Origin of the sequence: Bartonella vinsonii subsp. arupensis OK-94-513, from assembly GCF_000278235.1 — a bacterium.
GTDB classification, from domain to species: Bacteria; Pseudomonadota; Alphaproteobacteria; order Rhizobiales; family Rhizobiaceae; genus Bartonella; species Bartonella arupensis.
This window is the reverse complement of the sequence record NZ_JH725037.1, coordinates 276722-291019: the sequence shown is the minus strand read 5'-3', so window position 1 is coordinate 291019 and position 14298 is coordinate 276722. Positions and strand designations below refer to the sequence as shown.

General features: G+C 39.9%; 12 protein-coding genes. 9 read left to right on the top strand and 3 right to left on the bottom strand.

Features of this window, described 5'->3' with window-relative positions; genetic code table 11:
• The first annotated feature begins 697 nt into the window (after window positions 1-697).
• The 9 genes from dnaA (at window position 698) to gpsA (ending at window position 11334) form a co-directional block, all read left to right on the top strand.
• Window positions 698-2269, top strand: coding sequence for a chromosomal replication initiator protein DnaA (gene dnaA / locus ME1_RS01155; RefSeq protein ID WP_004862243.1), 1572 nt, complete (start codon window positions 698-700; stop codon window positions 2267-2269).
• A 185-nt stretch (window positions 2270-2454) separates the two neighbouring features.
• Window positions 2455-3576, top strand: coding sequence for a DNA polymerase III subunit beta (gene dnaN, locus ME1_RS01150; protein WP_004862241.1), 1122 nt, complete (start codon window positions 2455-2457; stop codon window positions 3574-3576).
• Between the two features lie 20 nt (window positions 3577-3596).
• Window positions 3597-4730: a DNA replication/repair protein RecF gene (gene recF / locus ME1_RS01145; RefSeq protein ID WP_035009121.1), complete on the top strand. Its 1134-nt coding sequence runs from the start codon at window positions 3597-3599 to the stop codon at window positions 4728-4730.
• Window positions 4731-4781: 51 nt separating this feature from the next.
• Window positions 4782-5246: a type II 3-dehydroquinate dehydratase gene (gene aroQ, locus ME1_RS01140; protein WP_004862237.1), complete on the top strand. Its 465-nt coding sequence runs from the start codon at window positions 4782-4784 to the stop codon at window positions 5244-5246.
• Window positions 5247-5373: 127 nt separating this feature from the next.
• Window positions 5374-6345 carry a ubiquinol oxidase subunit II gene (gene cyoA, locus ME1_RS01135; RefSeq protein ID WP_004862235.1) on the top strand — a complete coding sequence of 324 codons (972 nt, stop codon included), beginning with the start codon at window positions 5374-5376 and terminating at the stop codon, window positions 6343-6345.
• A 73-nt stretch (window positions 6346-6418) separates the two neighbouring features.
• Window positions 6419-8437, top strand: a complete 2019-nt coding sequence (gene cyoB, locus ME1_RS01130; protein ID WP_004862234.1) for a cytochrome o ubiquinol oxidase subunit I — start codon at window positions 6419-6421, stop codon at window positions 8435-8437.
• A complete protein-coding gene (locus ME1_RS01125) occupies window positions 8434-9099 on the top strand; it encodes a cytochrome (ubi)quinol oxidase subunit III (RefSeq protein ID WP_004862232.1) in 666 nt (221 codons plus the stop codon). Before cyoB ends, ME1_RS01125 begins: the two co-directional genes overlap by 4 nt.
• A complete protein-coding gene (gene cyoD, locus ME1_RS01120) occupies window positions 9099-9884 on the top strand; it encodes a cytochrome o ubiquinol oxidase subunit IV (RefSeq protein WP_004862230.1) in 786 nt (261 codons plus the stop codon). Before ME1_RS01125 ends, cyoD begins: the two co-directional genes overlap by 1 nt.
• 424 nt (window positions 9885-10308) lie before the next feature.
• Complete coding sequence (gene gpsA, locus ME1_RS01115) at window positions 10309-11334, top strand: NAD(P)H-dependent glycerol-3-phosphate dehydrogenase (RefSeq protein ID WP_004862229.1); 1026 nt, start codon at window positions 10309-10311, stop codon at window positions 11332-11334.
• A gap of 278 nt (window positions 11335-11612) precedes the next feature.
• On the opposite strand, the gene fabI is transcribed toward gpsA, so the two are convergent.
• The 3 genes from fabI to fabA are packed head-to-tail and all read right to left on the bottom strand — an operon-like array spanning window position 11613 to window position 14253.
• Window positions 11613-12431: an enoyl-ACP reductase FabI gene (gene fabI / locus ME1_RS01110; protein ID WP_004862227.1), complete on the bottom strand. Its 819-nt coding sequence runs from the start codon at window positions 12429-12431 to the stop codon at window positions 11613-11615.
• A gap of 51 nt (window positions 12432-12482) precedes the next feature.
• Complete coding sequence (gene fabB / locus ME1_RS01105) at window positions 12483-13703, bottom strand: beta-ketoacyl-ACP synthase I (protein ID WP_004862225.1); 1221 nt, start codon at window positions 13701-13703, stop codon at window positions 12483-12485.
• Window positions 13704-13743: 40 nt separating this feature from the next.
• Window positions 13744-14253, bottom strand: a complete 510-nt coding sequence (fabA, locus tag ME1_RS01100) for a 3-hydroxyacyl-[acyl-carrier-protein] dehydratase FabA (RefSeq protein WP_004862224.1) — start codon at window positions 14251-14253, stop codon at window positions 13744-13746.
• Between the last annotated feature and the right edge of the window lie 45 nt (window positions 14254-14298).

Sequence of the window (14298 nt, the reverse complement as noted above, 5' to 3'; positions counted from 1 at the left end):
GAAATGAAACCAGCTCCATTTTGGTGCTGGTTTTTTTTGTTTTCTGAAAACCTTATCTTTTAAGGAAAAGACTCAACAGCGATTCTTCTCCTTAAAAAGAAGGGAATGTTTATAGACTTTATATGGTTATCCACAAGCTTTGTGGATTTTTACAGAGTCTTTTTTGTCAAGTATTTTTATTTTTTTTTTTTAATCTGAAAAGATTCTTTAATTATCGGTAAATTAAAAGAAAAAAAATGAATTGAATCAATTATTTTCCCCGTCTCCCGTTTATATAAGCAGGTTTATGGTGGCTTTTTAGGGGCTTTTGATTTCATTTTGACCTCTTGCATTTTACCTCTGCTGTTTTGTATGGTTCTTGTGGAGACTAAAAAAACATACAGGGGTTACATCAGTTTATTATCCTAATGTTGTGTTGAGTGTAAGATGCTGTGATTTAGGTTATTGTAGACTTTCATGTTGGATAGTTTTCTGACGTGTTTGTTAGTTTTCTTGATGGGTATGTTTGCTATTTAAGAGGAGTGGGTCATATCGTGAGGACAAGTAAATCTTAATTGGTCATCTTTTTTGGTGGAGTTGTAATAAAGCTGTCCTAGGGGAGGATAAGTAATCTTATTTGGGGTCGGGCGTTTTGCTTTCGCTAAGTTGATTTTTAGCTGTTTGGTAGGACAAATTTTTATTTTTATCAGGATGAAAGATGGTGGATAAATTGAACTCTAAAGCTAGTTCCTTTAAAAGGGTTTCGGTGAATATCCTGTCGGCAGAGAAAATAATAAAGAGTGAGATGACGGATAGTGGTGGGGGAGTTAATAGAAATACTTCTGTAGAGTATCCTCTGATTTCAGAGGAAGAAGGTGCGGCGGCTTTCGCGCGTGTGATGGCGCAATTAAAGGCGCAAGTTGGTATGGAAGCTTATACGAGTTGGTTTGGGCGTGTGAAGCTTGCTGAATATAGTCGTAATCTTGTGAAACTTTCCGTTCCTACAGCGTTTTTGCGTTCATGGATTAATAATCACTATGGTTCTCTTTTGACCAATTTATGGAAGCAAGAGAATTCGGCGATCCTTCGCGTCGAAATTATCGTACGGGGTATGAAACGTGTTTCAACAGGTGTTGTCTGTAGAACAAGTGCAGCTCCTGTTGTTCTGGAAGAGCAGGCAACAGCGTCTTTCGTTGAGGGTTATACGGAGCATTCAGTAAAGAATGCTCAAGCAGGTGTTTTAGGTTCACCACTTGATTCTCGTTATACTTTTGAGAGTTTTGTGGAGGGTTCTTCTAATCGTGTTGCTTTAGCTGCTGCACGTTCGATTGCAGAAGGGCATAAAAGTGCCCTAAGATTTAATCCTCTTTTTATTCACGCATCGGTTGGTTTAGGGAAAACGCATTTGCTTCAAGCTATTGCATCAGCAGCGTTGAAGCGTTTAACGTCTGCGCGGGTTATTTATTTGACCGCTGAATATTTTATGTGGCGTTTTGCGACGGCTATTCGTGATAATGATGCTCTTTCATTTAAAGAGCAGCTTCGTGATATTGATCTTCTTATTATTGATGATATGCAATTTTTGCAGGGAAAGTCGATTCAGCATGAATTTTGTCATTTGCTGAATATGTTGCTTGATAGTGCAAAACAAGTTGTTGTGGCTGCGGATCGTCCACCAGCAGAATTAGAATCACTTGATCTTCGGGTTCGTTCTCGTCTTCAGGGAGGGGTTGCCCTTGAAATTGAAGCACCTGATTATGAAATGCGTTTAAAAATGTTGCACCAGCGGTTACAATTGGCGCGACAAGATGATAATACGATCTCAATTCCTGATGATATTCTAGAGTATATAGCGAGAACAGTTTCAGGATCAGGACGTGATATTGAAGGAGCATTTAATCAGTTATTGTTCCGTCAGTCTTTCGAATCTGATTTATCTTTAGAACGGATTGATGAATTATTGGGCCACTTGACACGTTCCGGTGAACCTAAGCGTATTCGGATTGAAGAAATTCAACGTACAGTTGCACGGCATTATAATGTTTCTAAACAGGATTTGTTATCTAATCGTCGGACACGTACCGTTGTGAAACCACGACAAGTTGCGATGTATTTAGCAAAAATGTTAACGCCTCGCTCCTTACCAGAAATTGGACGTCGTTTTGGTGGGCGTGATCATACAACAGTTTTACATGCTGTACGTAAAATTGAAGATTTGGTTTGTGGTGATCAGACATTGGCCAAAGAGCTTGAATTGCTTAAGCGGTTGATTGGAGAGCAAGCTGCGTAACAGCCTTTCCTCTTTTGAGAGAAGGAGTGGAGAGGATTTATAAGGAATACTATTTTTTGCTTATATAGTCGTTACTTGCTATTTGAAGAGAGGTTGAATAGAATCAGGCATGTGATTCTTAAGGGGATAGATTATTTTTAATCTAGAGAGTTTCTATAGTTTTTGTAAATTGTAACGGAGATTTTATGCGTATTACAGTTGATCGCAGTCAATTTCTCAAATCTCTAGGTCGTATTCACCGTGTGGTGGAGCGTCGTAATACTGTTCCTATTCTATCGAATGTATTGATTGATGCAGACAATGGTACTGTGCAATTAAAAGCAACAGATCTTGATTTAGAGATTACAGAATCTTTTGTAGTCAATGTTGAAGAGGCTGGGGCAATAACTGTTCCAGCACATTTGCTGTATGATATCGTTCGAAAATTTTCTGACAGTAGTGAAATTATTTTATCCGTTGATGAGAATCAAGCAAGTACGATGTCCGTTGTTTCGGGTCGTGCACATTTTCAGCTTCAGTGCCTTCCAAAGATAGATTTTCCAGAATCACTTCCTGGTCAGTTTGGTTATCGTTTTTCTCTACCAGCATCAGGCTTAAAACATTTACTGGATTGTACACAATTTGCTATTTCTACTGAAGAAACTCGTTATTATCTTAATGGCATTTATTTTCATATTGTGAATGATGGTGTCTTGAAGCTACGTTTAGTTGCGACTGATGGGCATCGTTTGGCACAAGTTGATATGGAAGCGCCTTCGAGTATTGATGGTATGCCGGGTGTCATTATTCCTCGTAAAACTGTGGGAGAGTTGCAAAAGCTGCTTTCGGAAGAGATTGATGGTGAGGTGTGTATAGAGCTCTCAGAGACAAAGATTCGTTTTTCTGTAGGTTCTGTAGTTTTGACATCAAAGTTAATTGATGGAACATTTCCGGATTATCAACGTGTTATTCCTCTTGGAAATGATAAGGAATTGATTGTTAACAGGCAGGATTTTTCTTCTGCAGTTGATCGTGTTTCGACAATTTCAAGTGATCGTGGGCGTGCAGTAAAATTAACAATTGAGCACGGGCAGTTGAGGCTTGTTGTTAATAATCCTGATTCGGGAAGTGCAGAAGATCAGTTGGCAGCAACTTATACATCTGATCCTCTTGAGATAGGGTTTAATTCACGTTATCTTTTGGACATTGCTGGACAATTTTCGAGTGATGAGATGGTTTTTATGTTGGCCGATGCTGTAGCTCCAGCTCTGATTCGTGATAAGGATGATGAAGCTGCGCTTTACGTGCTGATGCCTATTCGTGTTTAGGGACGATTGTTTTGCAATGCATAGCTGGTCATGTGCACAAAGTGGCAGTGAGACAGCTAAAGCTTGTGCGTTATCGTAATTATCCTTCTTTTAATATTCATTTTTCAGGTCAACATGTAGTTTTTACTGGTCATAATGGTGCTGGTAAGACAAACCTTTTAGAAGCGTTATCTTTTCTCACTCCTGGTCGTGGTTTGCGGCGTGCAGCTTATTCTGATGTGAGCTTTGCAGACAGTGGAGGTGAAGGGTTCGTTGTCTTTGCCCGTCTTGAATGTGCTCTTTATGGCGAAGTGAATATTGGTACAGCTTTGGAAGTTGATGGCAACGGTCGAAAAGTTCATATTAATGGTGTGAATGAGACAAGTGATTGCCTAGCAGATTATTGTCATATTAGCATTTTGACTCCTTCTATGGATGGGCTTTTTACAGGTCCTTCGCTTGAGCGCCGTCGTTTTTTAGATCGTATGGTTTTGGCTATTGATCCTTTACATAGTCGCCGTATAACAGATTATGATAAAGCTATGCGCGCACGTAATCGTTTGTTTTTGGATGGAAATGAAGATTGTCTTTGGTTTGATGCTCTAGAAAAGCAAATGGCCGAGCTGGCAACAGCTATTGCTGCGGCGCGTATTGATGTTATTCGGCTTTTAAATGATATGTTTGCACAAATGCCATCTCAGATACCTTTTCCACGGGCTTTTTTGCAAATTGATGGTTTTTTAGAAATGGCTCTTAGTAAGATATCAGCGGTTGAGGTTGAAGAACAATTTTATGAAGGGCTGCGGCATAATCGTGCAAGAGATCGTGCTGCTGGGCGAACATTGGAAGGACCGCATCGCACAGATTTGCAGGTTTTTTATGCTGATAAAAATATGGCTGCAACATCTTGTTCAACAGGTGAACAAAAAGCTCTTCTGACGGGTTTAGTTTTGTCTCATGCGCGTTTAACAGGCATGATGTCAGATAAGGCTCCCATTCTTCTTCTTGATGAAATGGCTGCACATCTTGATCCGCATCGGCGTGCTGCTTTATTTGATATTCTTGATGACTTAGGTGGGCAAACATTTATGACAGGAACAGATCCCATTTTATTTGATGCCTTAAAAGGACGAGCAGAGTTTTTTGAGATTAAGGATGGAGCTTTATTGCAGTAGAGAGCCTGCTAAAATTTTTATAAAATGATAATCAAAAAGAAGAGGCTTACGATGTCCACAATTATAACAGTTTTAAATGGTCCTAATTTAAATTTTCTGGGTCAACGAGAGCCAGAAATTTACGGAACTGAGACTCTAGAAGATATTGAAAAATTTTGCAGGGAATGGGCAACAAATGCCGGTATAATAGTGCATTTTCACCAAAGTAACTGTGAAGGTCAATTGGTAGAATGGATACAGACAGCAATTGGAGTGAGTGCTGGATTGATCATCAATCCAGCAGCTTACAGTCATACATCTGTTGCACTTCTTGATGCATTAAAAATGTTTTCAGGGCCAAAAGTAGAAGTTCATTTGTCTAACATTTATCAGCGTGAAGCTTTTCGCCACCATTCTTATAGCGCTACAGGTGTGGATGCGGTTATTGCTGGTTGTGGGAGTGAGGGATATTGGTTTGCGCTTGAATATCTTGCTAAGAGGCTTAAATTTGGTGTTAAAGGATCAAAAGTTGTATAATCCTGTATAATATTGATGGGGGCATTTGAATTTACTTGATAATTCTTTTTAAATAAGTAAGCATGTTATTGAGGTTTCATCATTTTTTGATGACAACTTCTAATATGTATGTGATGGGGCAGGTGAGATGAGAAACTTTGTTAAACAAATAAAGATGCTCGTAATTTTAGGGATGGCGTTTCTTTTATCTAGTTGTAAATTTGATGTTATTCACCCAGCAGGGTATGTTGCACGGCAACAGCTTATTTTGATCGTTATTTGTGTTGCTGTTATGCTTTGCGTTGTAATCCCAGTGATGGTGAGTGTTGTGTTTTTGGCCATTAAATATCGGGCGTCGAATACTGCAGAAGAATATTTACCTGATTGGGGGCATTCAAATAAAATTGAAGCATTTATGTGGGGTGTTCCAATTATTATTGTAACGGTTTTAGGTGCGTTGACAGCCTATTACACCTATAAGCTTGAACCAGAAAATCCGCTTCCAGTGGAAGTCGTTGGTGAAGGGAAACCGTTGCAAGTAGACGTTGTTGCTCTTGATTGGAAATGGCTTTTTATTTACCCTGAATATAATATTGCATCGATCAATGAGATTTATGCACCTAAAGGGCGTCAAGTTTTATTGCAATTGACGTCAGAAAGTTCTGTAAATGCTTTTTGGGTACCCAAATTGGGTACAGTTCTTTATGCTATGCCGCAGATGAATTCCAAATTGCATTTGATCGCGGATGAGCAAGGGGTGTTTAAAGGAACCTCAGCAAATTACAGTGGTGATGGTTTTGCAAATATGCGCTTTAAATGGCATTCTGTATCTCCGCAAGATTTTGAGAATTGGGTTGCTAAAGCTCGTTCTGGTGGCCAAGTTCTTGATCGCGCATCTTATCGTCAGCTTTCTATTGCGCCGCGTATGGGTGATGTTGCTGCTAAGGAAAAGGATGCTGAAGTACGTTATTTTTCTCCCGTTGAGAGTCGGCTTTATTACCGGATTGTCAATCGATGTGTTGATGAAAATACCGTATGTAATGAAGACTTAATGAAGCGTGCTGCGGCTCAGTCGCTTTGGGGTGCCCTTTGTTCTGTTTTTGATCCTGATGTTATTTAGGGCATCAATCGAGAAAGGACCTTTTTAAAAGAAGGTTTCTTTTAACTGAAATTCATTTGATATGGGTTGAGAAATGTTTGGAAGACTTACAGATCCTACGGCTGGTGCTTTTCATGCACTTGCACATGAGCCAATCGTTTTATACACATGTATTGCGATTGTTTTGGGAGGTTTAATTGCTGTTATTGCTTTAACAGTACTTGGATGGTGGGGAGTTTTATGGCGAAATTGGATTACAACGGTTGATCATAAACGTATCGGCATTATGTACATTGTTCTCGGTATTATCATGCTTGTTCGTGGTTTTGCTGATGCAATTATGATGCGCACACATCAGGCTATGGCGCTTGGCAGTGAAACGGCAGGGTATTTGCCGCCTGAGCATTTTGATCAGATTTTTTCGGCGCATGGCACCATTATGATTTTCTTCATGGCCACACCGATCTTATTTGGTCTTTTTAATTACCTCATACCACTACAAATTGGTGCTCGTGATGTTGCCTTCCCTTTTGCAAATAATTTAGGGTTTTGGATTACAGCTGCAGGGGCAATACTGATTAACATATCGCTAGGTGTTGGTAATTTTGGTCGTGGTGGTTGGTTGATGTATCCTCCTTTTTCTGAGTTGCAAGGGAGTCCAGATACAGGGGTAGATTATTATTTATGGTCGCTTCAGCTTTCTGGTATCGCGACGACAATGGGAGCAATCAATTTCGTTGCGACCATTATTAAAATGCGTGCTCCTGGAATGACAATGATGAAAATGCCAGTTTTTTGTTGGAGCGCTTTCGTTAGTAATGTCCTTATTTTGGTGATTTATCCTGTTTTAACTGTAGCATTCGCCCTCTTGGCATGTGATCGTTATTTGGGCATGAATTTCTTTACTAATGTTGGGGGTGGAAATCCGATGGTATGGATTAACTATGTCTGGATTTTTGGTCATCCTGAAGTCTATGTTTTGGTTGTTCCTGCTTTTGGGATTGTTTCTGAGGTTGTGTCGACTTTTTCTTCAAAACGCCTTTTTGGTTATACTTCAATGGTATGGGCAATGTTGGTTATTTTAATTCTTTCGCTTGTTGTTTGGGGACACCATTTCTTTACAATGGGTGGAGGTGAAGCTGTAAATACTTTCTTTGGTATTGCAACAATGATCATTGCGGTTCCCACAGGTGTGAAAGTCTTTAATTGGCTACTGACTATGTATAAAGGGCGCATTCGTTTCGAGCCTCCAATGCTTTGGTGTATGGGAATGATCTTTACATTTGTTGGTGGTGGGTTAACCGGTGTTTTATTATCTATTGTGCCTGCTGATTGGCAGTTTCACAATTCGTTGTTTTTGGTAGCGCATTTCCATCATACAATTATTGGTGGTGTTGTTTTTGCTTATCTCGCTGGGCTTGCTTTTTGGTTTCCAAAAGTTTTTGGTTATAAACCCAATCGATTTCTAGGTATTGCATCTTTCTGGTGCTGGTTTGTTGGTTTCTACCTCGCTTTTTTCCCAGTTTATGCGCTTGGTTTAATGGGTGCGACGCGTCGTCTCCAGCATTACATGGAACCTAGTTGGCAGCCAATGTTTATCATTGCTGCATTGGGAGCTTTTATTATTTTGCTTGGTATCCTTTGTTTTGTTCTACAAGTTGTTTTAGCAATTAGGTATGGTATCAAACATAAAGGGCGCTTGCCAGTAACATTAAATGATTCTTGGGGTGATGGACGGACGCTTGAATGGTCTGTTTCTTCTCCTCCTCCTGCTTATAATTTTGCAATTATTCCAGAAGTGCAGCATGACGATGCTTATTGGCATATGAAGAAGAATGGTTATCAGCGTCCAACGAGTGGTTTTTCAAAAATTCATATGCCTTCAAATACATCGGCAGGGATTATTGCAGGATTCTTTTCGTTAGTTATTGGTTTTGCGCTTGTTTGGCATATTTGGTGGCTCGTTGCGATTGGGTTGATTGGTTTTATTGCAACGATTGTGCGTCATTCATTAACAGGTGACCACCATGGTTACTATATTCCAGCTGAAGAAGTGCAAAAAACTGAGGATGTTTTTACAGCTGTTCTTAAAAAACAAGGAGCAACAGTATGAATGCGATAACAATGAATAATGCTCACGTTGATGAACATCATCACGATAGTAGCTCGATAATGACATTTGGTTTTTGGGTCTACATTCTTTCGGATTTGATTCTGTTCTCAACACTTTTTTCAAGTTTTGCTGTTTTTTCTGCTTCTTATGGTGGAGGAAAAGCAGGCAATGAATTTATTGATTTAAAATTTGTTTTAGTTGAGACTGCTATCTTATTGCTATCATCAATTACTTATGGGTTTGCAATGGTACAAGCACATAAAAGTAATCTTAGTGGTGTGCGGTTATGGATGGCTGTTACCTTTGTCCTTGGATGTTGTTTTATCGGAATGGAAGTTTATGAGTTTCATGAGCTTCTGGGCGAGGTGTTTTATTACGATCCTAATGCTTATGCTGGTATTGATCCTGCAACAGGTTTACAGCTTTTTGGACGAGAAGTCCTATCTGCTTATTGGTCAGCATTTTTTGCTTTAGTGGGCACTCATGGTCTTCACGTAAGTGTTGGTCTTCTCTGGATGATAGTAATGTTTTTTCATCTTCGTCGTAGTGGTTTGGATCAGGATAATAAAACACGTTTGACATGCCTTTCAATTTTCTGGCATTTGCTTGATATCGTATGGGTTGGTGTTTTCACGATGGTTTATCTATTAGGAGCATTATAATGAGCAGGCATAACGAAGCACATGGTCCCAGTACGGGTTCTTATTTAATTGGTTTTATACTGGCTGTATTTTTCACGATGGGGTCTTTTATTCCTGTGATGTATGGAATGATGGACAGTTGGGCAATTAGCACAAAGGTTGCATATCTTATTGGGATGGCGATTATTCAGATTATAGTGCAAATTGTTTTTTTCTTGCACCTGAATTCTGGTCCAGATGCCAAATGGAATTTAAGCGCATTATGGTTTGCAGCTATTTGCGTTTTTGTTATTATTGGGGGTACGTGGTGGGCTATTTCTCATTTGAATTATAATATGATGGGTGGTTCAGGACGTATTATTGAGCCAGAGGTTTTAGGGAGTTCTGTAACAACTCCTGAACAATTCTCGGAGACACAAAAACCAGTAGAACAGTTACCAGCGCAGGCTCCTGTAGAGCAAGCACCAGGTGCAGAAATGCCTATGGGACAGCTGCCAACGCAAGCTCCTGTACAAAAGGCACCGGATGCAAAAATGCCTGTAGAGCAGGCACCAGGTGTGGAAATGCCTGTGGGGCAGTCAACGCAGGCTCCTGTAGAGCAAGCACCAGGTGCAGAAATGCCTATGGGACAGTTGCCAACGCAAGCTCCTGTAGAAAAGGCACCGGACGCAAAAATGCCTGTAGAGCAGGCACCAGGTGTGGAAATGCCTATGGGACAGCTACCAGCGCAAGCTCCCGTAGAAAAAGCACCGGATGCAGAAATGCCTGTAGAGCAAGCGCCAGATACACAAAATTCTGTAAAGTAGTGACTAAGAATCAAATTATCTATAAAGCCAATGCCAAGTGCATTGGCTTTTTTTGTAGGCACTAGTTGCGAAAATATTGCGGGACATAAGGTAGATATGAAGATAGGGTACCAGCCGGGTAATTGTTTAGGGGATCATTACAATTTGGATTATACTTTTATTCTAAAACAAAAAAATCCATGGCTAGTCTAGCGTAATCTTAATTTTATTTGAGACAAAGAGCTATTTATAGAATGTAGCAGAAATGATGTTTATACAATTCAGTATAGAACATGAGAAATTTTAAAAGATTTTATGTTGTGTGAGGTAAAGTTATGAAAAAAGAGTGTTTTCAAATTCAGTGAATTTATATTAAAAATGCTCTTTTGAATATATTATAGCGTATGATGAGAACTGAAAATTTGGAAAATAATCAGAAATTTTAATGAAAGCCGATTCGATAACAATTATTGGTGCTGGCTCTTTTGGCACTGCATTAGCCGTTGCTCTTGCCCGTAACGAGCATCGTGTTTTACTTTGGGGATATAATCCTCAACATATCAGAAAATTACAAAAACATCGCTGTAATCAAATATTTTTACCCGATATTCGGTTTCCAGAAAATCTATTGCTTGAAACTTCTCTTGAAACTGCAATAACAGCAAGCTCCAATATATTGATTGTTGTCCCAAGCCATGTATTTCGTGAGGTATTGTGCAATATTAAGCCTTATTTGGATCAGAATTCACGTGTTATTTGGGCAACAAAAGGCTTAGAACATGGTACGGGACGCCTCTTACAAGAAGTTGCTCGTGAGGTTTTAGGTGATAAAATTCCTTTAGCTGTCTTGTCTGGACCAACTTTTGCTAAAGAACTTGCTATTGGCATGCCGACAGCAATTACGGTAGCAGCTTCTGATGCTGAATTTAGTGAAGAGCTACAGCAACTTTTCCATTGTAGCAAAAATTTTAGAATTTATAAAAATCCAGATATGATCGGTGTTCAATTAGGTGGAGCAGTCAAAAATGTCATTGCTATCGGTGCAGGAATATCAGATGGCATGGGATTTGGAGCAAACGCTCGAATAGCTCTTATCACACGAGGCTTAACTGAAATCAGTCGTTTAGGCGTTGCAATGGGTGCAGATCTTTCCACATTCATGGGTATGACAGGTTTAGGTGATCTGATTTTGACATGTACTGATAACCAGTCGCGCAATCGCCGTTTCGGAATACTGCTTGGCCAAGGAATGGAGAGAGAAAAAGCCGAAAAACAGGTTGGTCAAGTTGTTGAAGGTTATTTAAATACGAAAGAAGTGCGTACATTAGCACAACGTATTGGGGTAGAAATGCCAATTACAGAGCAGCTTTATCAAGTCCTATTTTGTGATAAAAGCGTAGCGGACGCAGCTAATACATTATTAAGCCGGTCACTCAAAAGTGAGAGGGATGACACAGTACGCTTTAAATGATTCAAATAGATGAGAGATATGATATAGTTACCAACAAGAACCGGATAACCGATTGCGCTGATCAACTAACAAAGCAGAAATCCTTTAATGGATTGCAGGTTTATATGAGTCAGTTTTGTGCCTAATATAACTGGAGTTGTTGCCTAAGTCATATCTTCTAAAAATAAGAAATCTCTTCTCATCACCCATAGCATTTATGTCAGAAAAAGCAGGCAATATATTTTAAATACGCTACACACATGAATTAATTTTTGCACTTTTTAAAGTATTATGAAAAGTCATTCTCCTTGCGTTTCTTCACTCTGTTTTAGCTCTTCAAGTGTTGGCATAGACATAATGTTATAGCCTGAATCAACATAATGAATTTCACCAGTAACGCCTGATGATAAGTCAGAAAGTAGGTAAAGAGCAGATTTTCCGATTTCATGAATGTTTACAGTGCGGCGCAATGGCGCATTACGGCGTTGATATGAGAAGATGGCGCGCGCAGATGCAATACCATTACCTGCTAATGTCCTAACAGGTCCCGCTGAAATTGCATTGACACGGATATTTTGAGGGCCAAAATCTGCTGCTAAATAGCGTACCATAGCTTCTAAAGCAGCTTTGGCCACACCCATGATATTGTAATTAGGGACAACTTGCTGTGAAGCTCCATAAGTGAGCGTTAAAAGTGCACCTCCATTTGGCATAAGCTTACCAGCACGCTGGGCAATTTCAGTAAAGGAGTAAGCTGAAATAACCATAGTGCGTTTAAAATTTTCACGTGTTGTAACATCAACGTAACGTCCTTTGAGCTGAGTTTTATCTGAAAAACCAATAGCATGAACAATAAAATCAATCGTTTTCCATTCTTTTTCAAGATATTCAAAGACACGATCAAGATTTTCAATTTTTTCAACATCGCATTCAAGTAATAATTTGCAACCGAGTTTTTCCGCTAGTGGTTGAACTCGTTTTCCGAAAGCGTCTCCTTGATAGGTAAATGCTAATTCAGCTCCTTCTTTTGCAAGTTGACAGGCGATGCCCCAAGCAATTGAGTGATCATTTGCAACCCCCATAATAAGGCCACGTTTGCCCTCCATCAAACCTTTCATACTATTCTCCATAAAACTATGCTTTTTTTCAATCCGCTAAGAACTCTTAATTTACACATAGCGTTGGAAAACGAGCGTTGCATTGGTACCACCAAAGCCAAATGTATTTGATAATACAGTATTAAGTTGTTGATGATCACGACGTTCACGAACTATTGGCATATTGATAAAAGCTGGATCAAGTTCTTCAATATGGGCGCTTTCGCAAATAAAATTGTGATTCATCATTAACAGTGTATAGATTGCCTCTTGAACACCTGCAGCTCCTAAGGAATGACCAGTCAGGGATTTTGTGGCGGAAATTGGTGGACACTGATCGCCTTCTCCAAAGATACGACGGATTGCTTCTATTTCGGGGGGATCACCAACAGGCGTTGCTGTTGCATGGGGGTTGATATAATCAATTTTATTATTGACCGTTGCAAGTGCCATACGCATGCATCGTTCTGCTCCTTCACCAGATGGAGCAACCATGTCATGTCCATCAGATGTAGCGCCATATCCGACAATTTCTCCATAGATTTTTGCACCACGTGCTTTGGCAAGTTCTAGCTCTTCAAGAACCAAAACACCTGCTCCACCAGCAATAACAAATCCATCACGATTGACATCATAGGCACGTGAAGCTTTTTCTGGTACGTCATTATATTTGCTAGACATGGCGCCCATAGCGTCGAACAAAACAGATAATGTCCAGTCCAAATCTTCGCAACCACCAGCAAAGATACGATCCTGCTTGCCGTATTGTATCAACTCGTAAGCATTGCCGATACAATGATTAGAAGTAGCACAGGCCGAAGAGATCGAATAGTTCACACCTTTAATTTTAAAAAAAGTTGCAAGCGTTGCAGATGCTGTAGAACTCATTGCTTTAGGCACAACAAAAGGGCCAACGCGCTTTGGTCCTTTTTGGTGTGTAATGTCAGCGGCTTCAACAATTGATTGAGTTGAAGGGCCTCCCGAGCCCATAATGATACCTGTACGTTCATTTGATACTTCATGAAGCTCTAACCCCGCATCAACAATTGCTTGATCCATGGCGATGTGATTCCAAGCAGTTCCCCGTCCATGAAAACGCAAAGCACGTCGGTCCACCAATTCTTCTATATCAATATCAGGTTTTCCATAAACTCTACTACGAAAGCCTAATTCGGCATATTGGGGGGCATAGGAAATCCCAGATTTTGCTTCATACAAACTGGTTAAAACATCTCCAGGGTTATTTCCAATCGCGGAGACAATTCCCATTCCGGTTACAACAACTCGACGCATTCATACCTCCTTGTTTATGCCCCTTTTAATGCAAATAATTTCAGTCTTCTTTAAATAAAGCAACACGTAAATCACTCGCTTTATAGATGGATTCACCATCTGCTTTTACCCATCCATCTGCTATTCCTAAGACCAAATTTCCACGCCGGATACGTTTAAAATCTATTCCATATTCAAGCAGTTTGGTTTGCGGAGTTACCATGCCTGATAATTTTACTTCACCGGTTGAGATAGCCCTTCCTTTTCCTGGTTCGCCTAACCAACCGAGAAAAAAACCTGTTAATTGCCACATAGCATCTAAACCGAGACATCCTGGCATGACCGGATCACCTATAAAGTGACAGTCAAAGAACCATAGGTCTGAAGTAATGTCAAATTCGGCACGAACCATTCCTTTGTTGTATTCACCGCCAGTTTCACTAATTTGAGTGATTCGATGAATCATCAACATAGGGGGTGCAGGTAACTGCGCGTTACCCTTACCAAACATTTCGCCGCGAGCGCAGCTTAGAAGCTCTTCATAAGTGTAGCGAGACTTTTGTTCAGCCATTGTTACTCCATTTATTTGCATATATTTTTACTTCTGCGCTTTTCC